General features: G+C 63.3%; 14 protein-coding genes. 8 read left to right on the forward strand and 6 right to left on the reverse strand.

Features of this window, described 5'->3' with window-relative positions; genetic code table 11:
* Both HMPREF2635_RS10195 and ffh read left to right on the forward strand, forming a co-directional pair.
* Positions 1-2,100 (forward strand): [protein-PII] uridylyltransferase, encoded by a 2,100-nt coding sequence (locus HMPREF2635_RS10195; RefSeq protein WP_070821700.1) that lies wholly within the window; start codon positions 1-3, stop codon positions 2,098-2,100.
* Between the two features lie 49 nt (positions 2,101-2,149).
* Positions 2,150-3,745, forward strand: coding sequence for a signal recognition particle protein (gene ffh / locus HMPREF2635_RS10200; RefSeq protein ID WP_049155367.1), 1,596 nt, complete (start codon positions 2,150-2,152; stop codon positions 3,743-3,745).
* 67 nt (positions 3,746-3,812) lie between these two features.
* Here the strand turns inward: ffh and HMPREF2635_RS10205 are convergent, their stop codons facing one another.
* Entirely contained in the window at positions 3,813-6,065 is a 2,253-nt protein-coding gene (locus HMPREF2635_RS10205; RefSeq protein ID WP_070821701.1) for an acyltransferase family protein, read from the reverse strand.
* Positions 6,066-6,359: 294 nt separating this feature from the next.
* Here HMPREF2635_RS10205 and rpsP point away from each other — a divergent pair, with 294 nt between their 5' ends.
* Positions 6,360-6,884 (forward strand): 30S ribosomal protein S16, encoded by a 525-nt coding sequence (rpsP, locus tag HMPREF2635_RS10210; protein ID WP_046648030.1) that lies wholly within the window; start codon positions 6,360-6,362, stop codon positions 6,882-6,884.
* 53 nt (positions 6,885-6,937) lie between these two features.
* Here the strand turns inward: rpsP and HMPREF2635_RS10215 are convergent, their stop codons facing one another.
* Entirely contained in the window at positions 6,938-7,573 is a 636-nt protein-coding gene (locus HMPREF2635_RS10215; protein WP_246824877.1) for a TetR/AcrR family transcriptional regulator, read from the reverse strand.
* Positions 7,574-7,629: 56 nt separating this feature from the next.
* The gene (locus HMPREF2635_RS10220; protein ID WP_070821703.1) at positions 7,630-8,028 is read right to left on the reverse strand and encodes a cupin domain-containing protein; all 399 of its coding nucleotides are present in this window, start codon (positions 8,026-8,028) and stop codon (positions 7,630-7,632) included.
* Positions 8,029-8,061: 33 nt separating this feature from the next.
* Here HMPREF2635_RS10220 and rimM point away from each other — a divergent pair, with 33 nt between their 5' ends.
* The 4 genes from rimM to HMPREF2635_RS10240 are packed head-to-tail and all read left to right on the forward strand — an operon-like array spanning position 8,062 to position 12,104.
* Positions 8,062-8,562 carry a ribosome maturation factor RimM gene (rimM, locus tag HMPREF2635_RS10225; protein ID WP_070821704.1) on the forward strand — a complete coding sequence of 167 codons (501 nt, stop codon included), beginning with the start codon at positions 8,062-8,064 and terminating at the stop codon, positions 8,560-8,562.
* On the forward strand, positions 8,559-9,401 hold the full coding sequence (gene trmD / locus HMPREF2635_RS10230) for a tRNA (guanosine(37)-N1)-methyltransferase TrmD (RefSeq protein ID WP_070821705.1): 843 nt from the start codon (positions 8,559-8,561) through the stop codon (positions 9,399-9,401). The genes rimM and trmD overlap by 4 nt, the downstream gene beginning before the upstream one ends.
* Before the next feature lies 1 nt (position 9,402).
* A complete protein-coding gene (locus tag HMPREF2635_RS10235) occupies positions 9,403-9,771 on the forward strand; it encodes a hypothetical protein (protein ID WP_070821706.1) in 369 nt (122 codons plus the stop codon).
* A 41-nt stretch (positions 9,772-9,812) separates the two neighbouring features.
* A complete protein-coding gene (locus HMPREF2635_RS10240) occupies positions 9,813-12,104 on the forward strand; it encodes a Tex family protein (protein ID WP_070821707.1) in 2,292 nt (763 codons plus the stop codon).
* 190 nt (positions 12,105-12,294) lie between these two features.
* Here HMPREF2635_RS10240 and HMPREF2635_RS10245 read toward each other — a convergent pair whose 3' ends face one another.
* Positions 12,295-13,431 carry an HNH endonuclease signature motif containing protein gene (locus tag HMPREF2635_RS10245; RefSeq protein ID WP_070821708.1) on the reverse strand — a complete coding sequence of 379 codons (1,137 nt, stop codon included), beginning with the start codon at positions 13,429-13,431 and terminating at the stop codon, positions 12,295-12,297.
* A 318-nt stretch (positions 13,432-13,749) separates the two neighbouring features.
* On the opposite strand from HMPREF2635_RS10245, the gene HMPREF2635_RS10250 reads away from it, so the two are divergent.
* Positions 13,750-15,915, forward strand: a complete 2,166-nt coding sequence (locus HMPREF2635_RS10250) for a YhgE/Pip domain-containing protein (RefSeq protein ID WP_070821709.1) — start codon at positions 13,750-13,752, stop codon at positions 15,913-15,915.
* Here HMPREF2635_RS10250 and HMPREF2635_RS10255 read toward each other — a convergent pair.
* Together HMPREF2635_RS10255 and HMPREF2635_RS10260 are read right to left on the reverse strand one after the other, a co-directional pair.
* The gene (locus HMPREF2635_RS10255) at positions 15,912-16,970 is read right to left on the reverse strand and encodes a ThiF family adenylyltransferase (RefSeq protein WP_070821710.1); all 1,059 of its coding nucleotides are present in this window, start codon (positions 16,968-16,970) and stop codon (positions 15,912-15,914) included. The two genes, HMPREF2635_RS10250 and HMPREF2635_RS10255, sit on opposite strands and share 4 nt — an antisense overlap.
* A gap of 25 nt (positions 16,971-16,995) precedes the next feature.
* On the reverse strand, positions 16,996-17,775 hold the full coding sequence (locus tag HMPREF2635_RS10260) for a thiazole synthase (RefSeq protein ID WP_046648040.1): 780 nt from the start codon (positions 17,773-17,775) through the stop codon (positions 16,996-16,998).
* Positions 17,776-17,777 lie beyond the last annotated feature (2 nt).

Below are 17,777 nucleotides of genomic sequence, written 5' to 3' on the forward strand. Positions count from 1 at the left end.
GTGTCTACGGCCGCCCAACTGCGTGAGGACGCCTACGCTTCGGCGCTGCGCCTCACACAGTCCCTGCAGCTTCCGCCCGGCTGTGCGCTTGCCGCCACGGGTTCTTTTGCCCGGCGGGCGATGACCCCTTTTTCGGATCTCGACCTGATTCTCCTCCACCCGGATGACACCGAGCTTCCCGAGGACGTCGTCTCCGAAATCTGGTACCCCATCTGGGACGCCAAATACCGGCTTGACTACGCCGTGCGCACCCCGCGCGAGTTCGGCGCCATCGCCGGATCTGATCCCGCCGCCGGCTTCGCGCAGCTGGATCTGGCTTTCGTCGCCGGCGACAAGCAGCTCGTGGACTCCACCCGCGCCCAGGTCTATGCCTCCTGGCGCCGCCTACTGCAGAGCAACTTCGATGCTTTCGTCGACCTAGCAATCACCCGCTGGCGCCGGTCCGGGACCCTGGCCACGATGACCCACCCAGATATCAAGAATGGGCGGGGCGGCCTGCGCGACATCCAATTCTTGCGGGCCCTCGCCCTGGGCAACCTCGCCGACGCCCCAGCGCTCGAGGAAGAGCAGGCCCTGCTTCTCGACGTCCGCACGCTCCTCCACGTCACCGCCCGCCGACACCGCGACGTCCTCGATCCCGAATTCGCTGAGGAGATAGCTCACGAGTTGGGCTTTGCTGACCGCTATGGCCTCTCCGCAGCCGTCGTGACTGCCGCCGCGGCAGTAGACAAGGCCGTGGAGCGGGCATTGGCAACGGCGCGGGGCGTGGTGGCCAGGCGCAGCCACAACCGCACACGTAAGCCCCTCGATATCGGGGTGGTTGATGTCGGGGGCGAGATCCGCCTCGCTCGCACCGCCGATCTCGACGAGCCGTGGCTGCTCCTGCGCGTGGCCGCCGCTGCGGCGCGCTCGGGCAGAACAGTGCCCTCCCACGTCTGGGAGCAATTGCGCGAGTTGCCGGAACTGCCCGAACGCTGGCCCGCCGCCGCGACGGATGCCTTCTTCAGCCTGTTGTCCTCGCCGCTCAACACTCCGCGCCTCATCCAGGAGATGGACGCTCACGGATTGTGGGAGCGGCTCGTCCCAGAGTGGGAGCACATCCGGGGGCTGTTGCCGCGCGAGCGCACGCACGCTCACACCGTGGACTACCACTCCATCCTTACCGCCGCGCGCTGTGCGGAAGCGCGCACCTCCGTGGCCCGGCCGGACCTGCTGCTCCTGGTGGGGCTCTATCACGATATCGGGAAAGGCTATGGGCGCCCGCATGAGATGGTGGGGGCGGAGATGGTGGCGCGAGCCGCAGCCAAGTTGGGACTCGACTTAGCGGACCGCTCCCGCGTACAAACCGTGGTCGCTGAGCACACCACGCTGGCGCGCATCGTCTCCCGCACGGACCCTTCATCCGATGAAGCCCGTGACGAGCTCCTCGAAGCCGTGCGCTATGACTACCTCACCTTGGCTCTCCTCGTCGTGCTCGCCCGCGCCGATGCCGAATCCACCGGACCCGGTGTGTGGAACCGCAGGCTAGAGCAGGGCATTGAAGCGGTCAGCGGGCATGCTTTTGCGCAGTTGGAGGCACTGCGCCCAGTTCGTCCTCTGGTGGCCGCCGACCGCGACATCGGCCTGCGCCACAACTCGGAGGATGACAGCTTTACAGTCCTGTGGCGCGGCAACTACCAAAGGGAGGCCGTGCGTCCGCTGGCCCTGATTGCCGCGCTGGGCTGGAACATTCTTTCCTCGCGCCTCGTGCGCACCGAGGAGGGCTATGCCGGCGAGTTCGACATCCGCGCTCTGCACGGTGCTATCGATCTCGCCACGGTGGAGGAGCGCCTCGTTCAGTCCTATAAATCCGGCACCTATACCGTGCTGCCCGAATTTGTGCCGGGTCCCGCGACTGCGATGTGGAGCAGGGGAGTCTTCGAGGTTCGGATCGATGACTACCCGGGTACCCTCGGCCACGTGCTGGCGCTGCTTCCCGAGTGCGAGTGGGTATCCACCGCCGCGCCGGGCGCCACGATGGTGCTCCACGCCGTGCCGCTTGGTGACGTCCCCCGCGCCGCCCTCGTCCGGAATGTGACCCAAGCACTGGTCAACGGCTAAGCTGGGGAAGTTATAAATTTATCCACGATAGTTGAGGGAGCACTGCACCGTGTTTGAGTCTTTGTCTGACCGCTTGCAATCAGCCCTGTCCGGCCTGCGCGGCAAGGGCAAGCTGACCGAGGCGGACATCAACGCCACAGCGCGCGAAATCCGCCTTGCGTTGTTGGAGGCGGACGTCTCGCTCAACGTCGTGCGCGGCTTTATCAAGCGCATCAAGGAGCGTGCGGCCGGTGCCGAGGTCTCCGAGGCCCTCAACCCGGCGCAGCAGGTAGTCAAAATCGTCAACGAGGAGCTCATCGAGATTCTCGGCGGCGAGACCCGCCGCCTCAACCTAGCCAAGAATCCGCCGACGGTCATCATGCTCGCCGGCCTCCAAGGTGCTGGTAAGACCACTTTGGCGGGCAAGCTTTCCAAGCACCTTGCCTCCAAGGGACATACCCCGATGCTGGTGGCCTGTGACCTCCAGCGCCCGGGCGCGGTGCAGCAGCTCCAAATCGTTGGCGAGCGCGCCGGGGTCGACGTCTACGCGCCGGATCCTGGCACCTCCCTGGACTCCCACGAGCATGAGATGGGTACCTCGCATGGGGATCCGGTGGACGTCGCCAAGCGCGGCATCGAAGAGGCTAAGCGTACGCAGCACGACATCGTCATCATCGATACCGCTGGTCGCCTCGGCATCGATGAGACCCTGATGACGCAGGCGCGCAACATCCGCGATGCCGTCAACCCGGACGAAGTGCTCTTCGTCATTGACTCCATGATCGGCCAAGACGCCGTGCAGACCGCTGAAGCTTTCCGCGATGGCGTGGACTTTACCGGTGTCGTCCTGACCAAGCTGGATGGTGATGCCCGCGGTGGTGCAGCCCTGTCCATCCGTGAGGTCACGGGTAAGCCCATCATGTTCGCCTCCACAGGTGAGAAGCTCGAGGACTTCGACGTCTTCCACCCGGAGCGCATGTCCTCGCGCATCTTGGGCATGGGTGACCTGCTGACACTTATCGAGCAGGCGGAGTCCAAGCTGGATCAGTCCAAGGCGGAGGAAGCCGCCAAGAAGATGGGCTCCGGCGAGATGACGCTCAATGACTTCTTGGACATGATGCTCATGGTGCGCAACCTGGGGCCGATGGGCAACCTGCTCAAGATGATGCCGGGCGGCAACAAGATGAACCAGATCGCCGACATGGTCGACGAGAAGCAGCTCGACCGCATCCAGGCCATCATCCGCGGTATGACCCCGGAGGAGCGCGAGAACCCGAAGATTCTCAACGCTTCGCGCCGCAAGCGTATTGCCCTTGGTTCCGGTGTGAGCGTTTCTGACGTCAACCAGCTCATCGAGCGCTTCACCGAAGCCAAGAAGATGATGTCGCAGATGGCCGGTCGTTTTGGTATGCCGGGCATGGGCGGTGGGCGTTCCGCTACCAAGAAGAAGCCGAAGGGCCGCAAGGGCAAGAACGGCAAGCGCAAGCCGCCGAAGCGTCGTGGTGGCGGCGGTATGCCGGGTGGCATGCCGTCGATGCAGGAGCTGCAAAAGATGCAGGAGCAAATGGGCGGCGGCATGCCCGGGCTAGGCGATATCAAGATGCCTAAGGGCATGGAAAATATCGACCTCAGCAACCTGGACTTTGGGCAGGGCAAGAAGAAATAACCGAAGAAGAACATAGCCTTCTTCGGTGAGACAAGGGCCGGCGCTGTGGCGCCGGCCCTTCTGCGTACTAGATGGCTTCTCCTGCGGGGTAGGCCGGATAGGGGATGGGCTCCGCGGGTGTGGCCGGAGGAGTCTCAGCGGACTGGGGGATCACGGGGCTATCGGCGGGAATCTGCGGGGGCTGCTGTTTGACCTGCTCGCCGTTGAGGATAGGCGCGATTGCTTCACGGATGAGCGGGATGGCGGAGTCGGCGAAGGCCTTGGTGAAGTGGTGCATATCGCGATAGACCATAATATTGCCGATGATGACCGGGCAATCGCCGTCGGCGTTGCAGAACCACTTCGAGGTGTCCACGGCGAGCATGTTGTCGTACTGCGAGAGGACTTCAGCGCCGGGGTCATAGGGTGCGTAGACCTCCTCGAAACGCATGCCACACCCGAGGGAATCCTTGGTGGCCACGTAGCACTCATCAAACTGGCGGCCATTGCCGTGTTCATCGAAGCCCCACGGGTTGTCGCGGAAGCCTACGAAGGGTATATCGTGCTTGGCCAGCTCGTCCCAGAAGGCTATGTAGCCTGGTGGGACGGCGTCGGGGCCGTGGCCAAACGGCTGTCCTGGCCGCGTGGAATTGGACACGACCAACGCTGGGTCCGCGTCGATGATGCGCTTGACCACTTCCTTGCTCCATTCGGCGCAAGAGGGCTTCACACTCAGTTCACCGCCCAACTCGATGGGGCAACCCACGCGGGTGAGCGGGACGAGCTTAAAGCCCATCTCGCGGCCCAGGTAATCCAGCGCCGAGGAGAACTGCTCCGCATGCGAGCCACCCACCAAGTAGACCTCGACGTCGGAATCAACGTCACCAAAGATGCACGGCGTCACGCCGTCCTTCTGTGTCTCGATGAAGTAGTCCGTTGGCTCCTGCTCCGGGATGAAGCACCAATTATCGGCGACCGGCGGCTGGATGCCGCGCGCGAGAATCGGGTCAGGCTTGATTTCCACGTTCTCAGGCGGCGTGATGTTCTCAACGAAGGTCGTGGCTCCCGGGTAGAGCCTCGGATCTAGGATTTCGCGGTTGGCCTCCTGCAGGCTACGCAGCCACAGCGGCTGAACGGCCACGAGTGCAATGGTGCAGGCGGCAACGACGACTCCGCCAACGCCGCGCAGAGCGCCGGTGCGCGTGCGAAGGTCGGCAAGGCCGCGGTGGACGGGGAGGTCGTCGGCAAGCGGGCGTTTGCGATGCTGGCGCAGGGGCTTCTCGACGAAACGATGCGTCACATCCGCCAAGCCCAGCGACACCACGATGATGATGGCGCCGAGCCACCACGGAGGGGTTTCCAGGCCGAGGGCGGCGATGGAAATGATGAGCAGAGGCCAGTGCCACAGGTAGAGCGGATAGGCGATATCGCCGAGCCACCGTGACGGCCGGCTCGTCAGAACACGAGAGAAGGACCCGCCGGAACCGATAATGATGAGCACCGCGCCGCCGATCGGCAACAGGGACAGCGGCCCAGGGAATGCCAAGGTATCGGAGATAACCAGACCGGTGCAGGCGAGCGCGGCCAGACCGACGGCGGTGGCGAGGTTGGACAAGTGCTGCGGCATGCGCAGGTGCGAACCATAGATGACGAGCACCGCGCCCAAAGTCAGCTCCCACGCGCGCGACCACGTCGAGTAGTAGTTCTCGGGGGTGCCCAAGAGTCCATCGCGGGAGGCATACGCGAAAGAGGCGACGGTAACTACGAGGAGAATCGGTCCAGCGATGGAATTAATGGAAGAGAAGCGCTGTTCTCGCAGGCCCGTGTTCTTGGGGCGCAGGCGCATGAAAGCGGCCAGGCCGAGAGCGAAGAAGATGCCCAGCAGATAGAACTGGCCCTGGACCGCCATGGACCACATGTGTTGCAGTGGTGATGTGCTTGCGGAGGCAGCGGCGTAGTCAGCGTTCTGCCGCGCCAATTCCCAGTTTTGGTAGTAGAAGACCGTGGCCGTGATCTGCTTGGTGAGCTCCGTGTTCATGAGCTTCGGCGCGAAAAGCCGGACGAGCAGATAGCTCACGCCGATGACGAGCACGAGGGAAGGAACAAGCCGGCGGAGCGTGCGCCAGATGGGCCACCACGGGTTCAGGGAGGCATTCGGCCGCGCAGCATAGCGCAGCTGCGAGCCCAAGAAGAAGTACCCGGAAAGCAGGAGGAAGACATCGACGCCACCTGAGACACGACCAACGAAGACGTGGTACAGAACAACCAAGGCGATCGCGATGCCGCGGAGGCCGTCAAGGTCGTAACGGTAGCGGAATGTGGAGGGGGCTTGTTTATTCATAAAAAGAGGATTGTGTGGCGTCGAAATAACCGCATTACAGACTACCCCCTTCGCGGGGTAAGGCCTAACTCTGCAAGAGCCAAAGGGAATTTCCTATCTCGTGTGGGTTCCGCTAAAGTTGTTGAGGTTGTTCACGCACCGCGTGGAGGACACGCAAAACTTCATCTCTGCGTAACGCCGGTACCGCCTACGGACGGCCGGCACGTCACGCGCAGGATAAATCCAAGGGTTGAACCGGCGCGCCAGAAAGTGGCGCGTGCCTGAACTGCCCGGTGACTAGAAAAGGAGCCAATCATGGCCGTTAAGATCAAGCTGCAGCGTATGGGTAAGATTCGCAACGCTGAGTACCGCGTCATCGTCGCTGATGCACGCACCCGCCGCTCCGGCAAGGCTATCGAGAACATCGGTATCTACCAGCCGAAGCAGGAGCCGTCCCTGATCCAGATCGATTCCGAGCGCGCTCAGTACTGGCTGGGTGTCGGCGCACAGCCGACCGAGCCGGTTCTCGCACTGCTCAAGGTGACCGGTGACTGGCAGAAGTTCAAGGGTCTGCCGGGCGCAGAGGGCACCTTGAAGGTTGCTGAGCCGAAGCCGTCCAAGCTGGACCTCTTCAACGCTGCTCTGGCTGAGGCCAACAACGGCCCGACCATCGAGGCCATCACCGAGAAGAAGCGCAAGGCCAAGGAAGAGGCTGAGGCTAAGGCTGCCGCCGAGAAGGCTGCTGAGGAAGCCGCTGCCGCTGAGGCTGCTAAGGCTGAGGAAGAGGCCGCTAAGGCTGAAGAGGCCGACTCCGCTGAGGCTGAGGAGTCCGCAGAGTAATTTCTGCACTCCAAACGTAATATCCCCGCTGACCAGTAGGTCGCGGGGATTATCTAGTTTTTCGGCCGTGGGAGGCGGACCTCCAGAGGGTTTTCGAAGTCCAAGCCGCGGACAGCGGAGGCAATAACTGACTGCGCCATAGCTTCCACCTTTTCCTCCGGTAGCGATCCCAAATGGCCGCTGAGGCACAAGACTGTGAAACCGTGCACCGTTGACCAGCCGGCCAGGCAATTCTGCATCATGTGCTGCCTCTTGGGTTGCTGGCCGATGGATCGCGCGTACTGCTCCATGTAGCCGTAGAAATTGAACATGGCTTGCACACGTGGATCTTCGCCGGGCCCCTCAGCCGCGGCTACGAGCCCGGCCGGAATACCAAGGCTGCTCGCGGCCATCATGCACATAAAGAAGTGCGGCTCTTCCAAGGCGTGGTGGAAGTAGGTGAAACCGGCCGCCATCATCTTGTCAATGATGGTGCCCTCAGTCGTTTCGAAGGTATCGCTGAGCTTGTTGATGAGTTCGTAGGTGGCGACGGCCCCGACGGCGTCGAGAAGCGCGGCTTGGTCCTTGAAGTGACGGTAGGCGGCGGTGGGGGAGACGCCCACCGCGCGCGTTGCGGCGCGAATCGTCACAGCCTCCGGTCCGCCCTCCCGGCCGAGCTTAATGGCCTCCCGGAGGATCTCTTCATGCAAATTTCCATGGTGATACGGCTTCGAACTACTCACGATCTTAGAATCGTACTAAAAGTCTAGACATTCGCGCCAGTGTTCGGTGTCAACATGGTGAGCAGCATGAGTGCAGGTTCCTCGCTACATGTCACCGCATGCGGCACGTACGCCGGAAGGTGCACTATGCGTCCGGGAGCGAGCACCTCATCTTGTTCCCCGCAACTAAAAATCACCGATCCCTGGAGCACCTGGACGGTGATGGGGTGCGCGGCCTTGTGATCAGGTAGGTCTTGTCCAGGCAGGAAGGAGAAGAGGATGAGGTTCGCGCCGTCGGCACTGAGGACCCTCTTAACGGCTGGTCTGGGGCGTGTGGGGTGTGGCTCGGGGGCCTCATCGAGCAGATTCAGTGTTGTGAGGGCGGCACTGTTGTGGGAGGCGTCGCCAAAGGCGGTTGCATCATTGATGGGAAGCTCAGTCATACCGCCCCAGCGTAGCCCGTTAAGCTAGCAGGCATGGAACTACTCATTGGTCGCGTGGTGAAATCCCACGGCATTAAAGGCGAGGTCTCCGTCGAGGTGACCACCGATTCCCCGGAGACCCGATTCACCGTCGGCGAGGTTCTCCACGGCACACAAGGCAAGAAGGAACACGAACTCACCATCGCGGCGGTGCGCGCCCACAAGGGGCGCCTGCTCATCACCTTTAAGGAAATCCCGGACCGCACGGCCGCGGACTCGCTGCGTGGCACCCAGTTCTTTGCCGAACCCCTGGATGATCCCGAGGATGACGGCTTCTATGACCACGAGTTGGAAGGCCTGCGCGTCCTCCTCGACGGTGTAGAGGTGGGCGAGGTGACCGGCGTGACGCACGGCCCCACGCAGTCCCTCCTGGAAGTCACGCTCACCGATGGCAAAGAAGCGCTCGTCCCCTTCGTGGAGGAGATCGTGCCGGAGGTCGATCTGGAGGAAGGAACCTGCACGATTACCCCACCGGAGGGGCTGCTCGACCTATGAGAATCGACGTTGTCACCATCTTTCCGGAGTACCTCGACCCGCTGCGCCACGCATTGCTGGGCAAGGCCATCGAGCAGGGGAAGCTCGCGGTGGGCGTGCATGACCTGCGCCAGTGGGCCACCGACGTGCATAAATCCGTCGATGATTCCCCCTATGGCGGTGGTCCCGGCATGGTGATGAAGCCTGAGGTGTGGGGGCCCGCGCTTGACGACGTCTCCTCCGGCACCGCCTCCACCCAGGACCTGCAGAGCGCTCTGCCGCACCTGAGCAAACCGCGCCACGACGATATCCATGGCGTCGAGGCGCGCTCCTATGGCGAAAGCGAGAATTCGGACAAACCGCTCCTTATCGTGCCGACGCCCGCGGGAGAGCCTTTTACTCAGGCCGATGCGCAAGCGTGGTCCGCGGAGGAGCATATTGTGTTTGCGTGCGGGCGCTACGAGGGCATCGACCAGCGCGTCGTCGACGATGCGCAGTACCGCTACCGCGTACGTGAGGTCTCCATCGGTGACTACGTGCTCATCGGAGGTGAGGTGGCCGTGCTGGTCATCGCCGAAGCCGTCGTGCGCCTCATCCCTGGTGTGCTGGGGAACCGGCGCTCGCACGAAGAAGATTCCTTCTCCGATGGCCTGCTGGAGGGGCCCAGCTACACCAAGCCGCGCGAGTGGCGTGGCCTGGCGGTGCCGGACGTGCTGACCTCCGGTGACCACGCCCGTGTGGACCGGTGGCGCCGCGAGCAGTCGCTGGCGCGGACGTGGCAGCGCCGCCCAGAGCTGCTGGATGCAGCGGAGCTAAGTGACGCCGATCGCGCCTACCTGGAAACCTTAAAGGAGGATTGAGATGGACGTCAGCACTGACTTGTCAATACTTATGACTGAGGCTGAATGGAACAAGGTCCTCGAAGGTATGCCGCAGCGTTTGCGTGAAGGCGGAGTCGAACCGCTCGACATCAACGCCGAGGTCGTGTCATTTACCTGCGAACCCGACAACATTCTGGTCAACGAGTACATGGATAAGCACGGCCAGCCGCCGGTGAGCGAACACGTGTGGCGCGTCATCGTCAACGGTACCTCTGACCTGCCGCTGACCAAGGTCACCGCGGCCGTCGCGGACTGTTTGCCGCCGCACACATTGTGGTACGGGACCTCCGAGATCGGCCACACCGAGTTTGGCCTGGGTACTTCCTGCGCGTGGCAGGGCGGGGTATAGGGTAGGAAGGTCTTTTAGTCCCCGACCCATAAAGAGGTTTTGTGAATATCGCAGCCACCATCGCTGGAGAGCTGGGCGTCAAAGAGCAGTTTGTCGAAGCCGCCCTCAAGCTCATGGCGGAAGGTAACACCGTTCCGTTCATCGCCCGTTACCGCAAGGAAGCCACCGGCGGGCTGGATGACTCGCAGCTGCGTATCATCGAGGAACGCTCGACCTACCTGCGGGAACTGGAGGAGCGCAAGGAAACGGTGCTCGCCGCGATTGAGGAGCAGGGCAAGCTGACCGACGAGCTGCGTGCCCTCATTCAGGGCTGCGAAACCAAGGCGCGCCTGGAGGATCTGTACCTGCCATACAAGAAGCGCCGCAAGACCAAAGCGGATATCGCGCGTGAGGCCGGCCTGGAGCCGCTGACCGACAAACTCATTGAGAACCCTTCCGCGGACCCGGCCGAGCTGGCAGGGGAGTATCTCACCGAAGGTTTCGAGGAAACGAAGAAAGCCCTCGATGGTGCCCGCGCCATTCTGGTGGACCGTTTTGCGCTGGATGCGGACCTCGTCGGTGAGGTGCGCGAGCGTATGTACACCAGCGGTTCCATGAACGCCGGTGTGGTGGAAGGCAAGGAAGCCGAAGGCGCAAAGTTCAAAGATTACTTCGAGTTCTCCGAGCCTTTCGACAAGCTTCCCTCGCACCGCATCTTGGCGCTGCTGCGCGGTGAGAACGAGGGCGTGCTGCAGCTCAACCTCGATGCCGGCGATGACGCCATCTACGAGGGCATGATCGCAGATCGCTTCGACCTAGACGTTGACACCTCCCGCTGGCTTGCCGACGCCGTCCACTGGGGCTGGCGCACCAAACTCTCCATCTCCTCGGGCCTCGACGTGCGCATGCGCCTCAAAGAGAAGGCGGAGGAAGGCGCGCTCAAGGTCTTCGCCACCAACCTGCGCGATGTTCTGCTGGCGGCCCCGGCGGGCCAACGCGCGACGCTGGGCTTAGACCCGGGCTACCGCAACGGCGTCAAGTGTGCGGTTGTCGACCCGACGGGCAAGGTCCTAGCCATCACCATCGTCTACCCGCACCAGCCGCAGCAGAAGTGGGCTGAGGCGGTGAGAGAGTTGGCGTCGTTAAGCGCGGCTCATTCGGTGGACCTCATGGCAATTGGCAATGGCACCGCGTCGCGGGAGACGGAGAAGCTTGCCGGTGAAGTCGCGGACCTCATCGCGCAGGCGGGTGGGAAGCGGCCGAGCCCGGTCGTGGTGTCGGAGGCGGGCGCGTCGGTGTATTCGGCTTCGCAGCTGGCGGCCGATGAGTTCCCCGACATGGACGTCTCACTGCGCGGCGCGGTCTCGATCGCGCGCCGCCTGCAGGACCCGCTGGCGGAGCTGGTGAAGATTGACCCGAAGGCCATTGGCGTGGGGCAGTACCAGCACGACGTCAACCAGGTCGCGCTCGCGCGCACGCTCGATGGCGTGGTGGAAGACGCGGTGAATGGCGTCGGCGTGGACCTCAATACCGCTTCGGCCCCCCTGCTGGAGCGCGTGGCTGGTGTGAACTCCACGATTGCGGCCAACATCGTGGCCTACCGCGATGAGAATGGCACGTTTGCCTCGCGCAAGGAGCTGAAGAAGGTGCCGCGCTTGGGGCCGAAGGCTTTCGAACAGGCGGCGGGCTTCCTGCGCATCAATGGAGGTAAGGATCCGCTCGATGCCTCGGCTGTGCACCCGGAGGCCTACCCGGTGGTGGCGCGCATCGCGGAGAAGACCGGGCTGGGGGTTTCGGAGCTCATTGGCAATTCGCGAGTGTTGACGAAGCTGTCGCCGGCGGACTTTGCTGACGATACCTTCGGTGTGCCGACGGTGACGGATATCATTGCGGAGCTGGACAAACCTGGCCGCGACCCGCGCCCAGAATTCAAGACGGCTACCTTCAAGGAAGGCGTAGACAAGGTCTCGGACTTGAAACCGGGCATGATTCTGGAGGGCACCGTGACCAACGTTGCGGCCTTCGGTGCGTTCGTCGACGTCGGAGTGCACCAAGACGGCCTTGTGCACGTCTCTGCGATGAGCCACAAGTTCGTCTCTGACCCGCATGATGTGGTCCGTTCTGGCCAGGTGGTGAAGGTCAAGGTCATGGAGGTCGACGTGGAGCGCCAGCGCATTGGTTTGTCGCTGCGGCTGGATGACGAACCCGGCCAGCCCGCCCCCAAGCGCCGCAACGGCGGCGGCCGTTCCGAGGGGCGAGGCGGCCGTTCCGGCCGGCGCAACGGTGGGCGTGGCCGCGCGGACCGCGGCGGCGGTGGCTCGATGGCCGATGCCCTCAAGAAAGCCGGCTTTTAAAACTCACCTAGTCACGCGCCACAAACCCCTGACTGTTCAAACGGTTGGGGGTTCGTGAGTTTTTCGGCGGGCTGTTCTGTACGGACGGTGCATTGGACAAGCCCGTGGGATGGAGCGATCGCCGAAGGCGCGGAAGACCTTCTAAACGTTGAGGTTTCCGCGTGGCCCAGGGCTGAGTCCGCCGTAAAGATTATTCGGGCGGCGCAGTGCTGGGTGGCGATGGGTGTGTGTCCGGCGGATCGGGTGGTTGGCCTGGAGGAGTGCGCGTCGGGCTCGTGACCTGCCGGTTTATGGCTTCTTGGTAGGCAGGCTGCCCGGTAATCGGTGTTCCCCAGGGCGGGATATAGTCAACGGGTCCTCTCAACCGAAAGACATAGCCTCGGCCGGTCGGGCTGGTGGGGTCATCGTCGTTGATGCCGTTGTGGTAGGCGCACAGCATGGTCAGGTTGGGCGGGTTGGTCTCCCCGCCTGCCTGCCAGGGAATGATGTGGTGGACTTGGCAGTAGTCCGCCGGTTTATTGCAGTCCTCGATAGCGCAGGTGGGGTGTTCGGCGCTGGCCATGATGCGCTGCTCGAGGCTGGCAAAGCGCGAAAGTCGGTGCAACCACACCGGCCCGATGGTGGGGTGGACCAATGTGGCGTAGCCAGTTTCGGCGAACTTGTAGGTGAGAAACTCTGCGCCACTCATGCGCCCGCCGTTGGTGAGCTCGAGTTCGATGTCGTCGCCGTCATGGCGGACGACTTTGTCGAGCTCGTCGAGCGTTATCACGACGTTGGTTCCCACCGCCGGCCGCGAGCCCACGCCTTCTTTGAAGAAAACCTGGTGGGTGGCGTCCAGGAGGTCGGCGGGGTTGATGGACTCGAGTGTGCTGCGAATGGTGGATATGTTCAGAGCGGTATCGGTAACCGTGAGCGAGTGCGGGCCATTCTTGCGGTAGGTCAGCCGCACCCCTGGTGAAGGCACGCGTTTGGGCCTGAGTTCCTTCAAGCGCTCCGCCGCTACAGAAGGAACCCGTTCTGAAGGCGTGGATGCCAGCGCGACGCGCAAATTCCAGACATCGAGTTGCTTCTTCAGCTTGGCGGTGTAGGACTCAATCAGGTTCAACGTGGCAAGGTCGTGGCCCTGGCGTTGGGCCGCCTGACGTGCTGCGCGCTGCTTTCCGGTGAAGCGGGTATCGCCGAAATAAATGGCATGAAGAGAGGCCAGTTCCGCGGCATCACCGGCCGAGGCGCCGAGCGCACGTAAGCCTTCGGGTGTACTGGTTGCTGCTTCCACCAACGCAATCCCCGAATTGCGAAGGCGGATGTAGGTTTCGATATCCCCCATGAGCACAGAGACTAAAACAGGCCCTAATGCCTCGCAACCGGAGGAGAAAACGCCCTGTTCATGTGCCTCATAACTTGGATCTCACGCGGGAATGGCCAGCACCCACACGGCCAAACGCAGCCCCAGGTCGTAACTCACGCGAGAATAACTGGACTGGGCACAATGGCACGAATGGTTATAAGTTCACAGGGACAACATATCAAGTGGTATGTTTGGTGAAACAAATGAACTAGCGTCCCGCTCATCTTTGTTCTGCCGCTGAAAGTCCTGGGCAGAAGGTTAAGAGCGGACCTGCGCTATCACTATAAGGAGGCGGGAATGAGCCGTGAGACTGAAGAAGACCGGAAGAATGGTTCTTCGCCTGGTCGGGCGAATGAGGGGAGTGCTGCGACCCGTGACAGCGAAGCCATGGGCTGGCACCGCGTCCTAGATTGGCGCCCCACGAGTACCGTGTCGCGCGTGCTCATCGTTTTTCTTCTCGTTGCACCGCTGATCGTCGCCGGCACCATGATGTGGGCCATGTGGGACCCGTCAAAGTACATGCGCAACATTGACCTTGCGGTGGTGAATGAGGACGCGGGCGTCGAGAAGCAGGGCAAATACACCAACTACGGTGATCAGGTCGTCGAAGGCCTGTTGGAGACGGGGTACCTGAACTTTGCGGAGGTCAACAAGGCCGATGGTGATGAGGGCCTGCTCAAGGGCAAGTACCTCATGGTGGTGACCATCCCGGAGAACTTTTCCGAGCAGGCCGTCACCATCATCAGCGATAAACCAGTCAAACCGGAGATTCATTTCGCCACCAATGATTATTACGGCACGAATGGCTCGGTGATTTCCTCCAGCCTCATCCCGCAGGTCCAGACCAGCGTGGAAAATGCGATTTCCAAGAAGTACGCCGACCAGGTCATCGAAGGTCTCAACAAACTCAGCGACGGCCTGGGCACCGCGGCGGAGGGCGCCGGCCGTCTCGATGAGGGTGCGGGCAAATTGCAGGAAGGCGGCGGGCGCGCGGTCGAGGGAATCGCCAAGCTGGACGCCGGCGCGGGCGATCTCAACAACGGTACGGGCCAGCTGCTGGACGGCACGAACCGCCTGAATGACGGAGTAGGACGCCTCAGCGATGGCGCCGCGCAGCTCGATGATGGCGCCGCCCAGCTTGCCGACGGCTCCGACAAGCTCCTTGCCGGCACCGGCCGCCTAGCGGATGGCGCGGGTCAGATCGACGGCGGTGTTAACCAGCTCACGGGCATGCTCATCCCGGTGCTCAAGCAGGCGCAGGCTGTGGCCCCGGCACTCCTGCAGCTTGTCGACGTCCTCCGCGGCCTCGGCATGCACCAACAAGCTGAGCAGCTTTATTCACTGGTCTCCAAGCTGGACCCGGCCGCCAGCGGCAACATGGTGGCGCAGTTGGAGAAGCTTTCTGCCGGCACCGGCCAGCTCTACTACAACCTGGCTGATCCCAATTCGGAGTACCTGGGCGGCATGATGGCTCTTAATGACGGTGCGCACCGCTTGTCCGATGGTTCCCAGCAGCTGCGTGCGGGTGTTGGCGAACTGAGCGACGGTGCCGCCCAGCTGAAGGACGGTGCTTCCCGCTTGCACGAGGGCACCGGCACGTTGAAGGATGGCACGAGCCAGCTCGCCGCCGGTGGCACGGAGTTGAAGGATGGCATGGACCAGCTCAAGGCGGGCTCGAACGAATTGGCCACCAAGCTTGCCGACGGCGCCGCCAAGGCCCCCTCCATTACCCAGCCGGATACGTCTGCGCAGAACATGGCCGTGCCCATCAACTTCACCTCCTCCAACCTTCACCCAGTGCAGACGGTGGTCGACCCGGTCGATCCAACCCAGAAGAACATCACCGGTGGCGTATCGATGCTCTTCGTGCTCGTCTTCGGATTCCTCGTCATGCTGCTGGTTGCCATGACACTGCCGTACTACCTGGGGCGCCGGGGCGAGTCGGCCACGAGCCCGGTGCGCGGTATCCTCGCAGCCTTTGGAGTCGTGGCGGGCTTGAATTTCCTCGTCCTAGCCTTCATGGCCTTCATGTCCTCCATGATGGGATGGTCACCGGCGAGCTGGCCGATGATGCTGCTAGTTATCGCCGCCATCGCCGCCGTGGGGGCGGCGACCTACCAGTTCTTCCTGGTCACCTTTGGACGCAAGATCGGCGCCATCTTCGCCGTAGGTGCGTTCGCTCTGGGCATCATGGTCTTCGGCGGTGTATGGCCGGTGGCGGCGATTCCGCGCCCGTTGAGCATGCTGCATCCTTTCCATCCGATGTCCTATGCGAAGAATGCCTTTACCCGCGCCACCGACGGCATCCACGACGGAACTTTCTGGGCCGGTATTGCAGTGTTGTTTATTGTGACTGCCCTCGCACTGGTGGCTTCCTGCGTGGTCTTCCGGGCTCGCCACCATGGCACCGCCCGAATTGTGGACGAGCACCTCTTCCGCGCTCCGGCGGTGGTCGACGCCTAGTAATCGCGAGACGCGAGCCCACCCGGAAGGTTACGCAGCTCGATGCCCATATCCGCTGCCAGATCGGCGTAGCGTAGGACGAAGCCAGCGCTGCGCCCACCGGAGGGGCAGGCAACGTAGACCAGTTCGGAAGAGCACGAAGCGAGCGCACGGCGCACGGCATCATCATCGGTGACGGTATGCCAGGGCAGTGACACCGTGGCATCAGGAAAGCCGGTGTTCTCGGAGATATCGAGGAGGGCGGCGTGGCCGTCGCGAAGCTCAGGCGGAAAGCTGCGCTCTCCGGGCAAGGTGCTGACCAGCGGGCGCGCAGGATCCGGGCCGACTGTGAGCGTGCGGAAACTACCGGGCAGCGCCTCATAGGACGTAACACGGCCACGCAGCTCCTCATGGTGCGGAAGCTTCCCCAACCAGCCCAGCGTCGCGGTGGCCATGAGCCCCGCGATGACGGACGTCGTAGCACCCAGGACCCCAGCCGTGGAGCACTCGAGCGCCTCGCCCTCCGGCGGGGCGGGGAAGAGATCACGCAAGCCCACCCCGCGCCCGTCAGCGCAGTCCTTACCGGAATGCCACAGCGCGGCCTGCCCGCCGTAGCGCAGCACGGTTCCCCAAGCCAGCGGGGTAGAGGTGAGCTCGCAGGCGTCTGCGACGAGGTACTTCGTGTCGAAGGTATCTGAGCCATCGAGGACGAGGTCGGCCTCTGCGCAGAGGTCAAGAACAGAAGAGGAAGTCAGCCGCGCATGGAGCGCGGTGATTTGCAGCTCGGGGGCAAGCTCGCGGGCGCGCGCGGCGGCTACCTCGGCCTTGGGCTTGCCGACGTCCCCCGCACCAAACAGCACCTGCCTGTGCAGGTTGCTGATATCGACGGTATCGGAATCGATGAGCGTGATTCGCCCGATGCCTGCCGCCGCGAGCTGCTGGAGAGCCGGGCAGCCCAGCCCGCCGGCGCCCACGACGAGCAGGTGCGCCGCGTGGAGCCGCTCCTGCGCCGCGTCACCGAAGCCTGGTAGAAGGCGCTGGCGCGAGGTGCGGGCGAGTTCATCTTTGCTGAGCATGGATCCAGTCAACTGCGTCACGGGCCTAGAGAACTTGGTCGGCCCAGGAGGCTAGGCCCTCGAAGGTGGAGGATGCCTGGGCATGTTCGCGCTGCGGGATACGACCGGCGCTGCGCGCGAGTCGTCCCGCTTCGACGGCGTGGCGCATGGCGGTGGCCATGGCTTCCGGATCTTGGCAGCGGTTGACTGCGCTGGCGAGCAGCACGCCGGAGCAGCCGAGCTCCATGGCGAGGGTGGCATCGGAGGCGGTGCCGATGCCGGCGTCGACAAGCACGGGCACCGAGGCCCGCGAGCAGATGAGCTCGAGGTTGTGCGGGTTGAGGATGCCCAGCCCGGTGCCGATGGGAGCGCCCAGCGGCATGACGGCTGCCGCTCCGGCATCCTCGAGGCGCTGGGCGGCCACGGGATCGTCGCTGGTGTAGGCCAGCACGGTGAAACCTTCGGCGCTGAGCAGTTCGGTGGCGTCGAGGGTCTCCACGACATCGGGCAGGAGCGTGTGCTCGTCGGCGATGACTTCTACCTTGACCCAGGATGTCCCCAGCGCCTCGCGGGCCATGCGGGCGGTGAGCACGGCCTCGCGCGCGGTGCGGCAGCCGGCGGTGTTGGGCAACGGAGCGATGCCCAGCCGGCGCAACAGGTCGAAGATGCTCTCACCGTCACGGGTACCAGCGTGGCGGCGCATGGCCACGGTGGTCAGCTCGGTTCCGGAGGCGACGAGCGCGCGCTCCAAGGCCTCATGGCTCGTGGCCCCACCGGTGCCCATGATGAGGTGGGAAGAAAAGGTGGTATCGGCGATGGTGAGCATGT

The sequence above is a fragment of the Corynebacterium sp. HMSC035E02 genome, from assembly GCF_001836065.1.
Lineage (GTDB): Bacteria > Actinomycetota > Actinomycetes > Mycobacteriales > Mycobacteriaceae > Corynebacterium > Corynebacterium hiratae.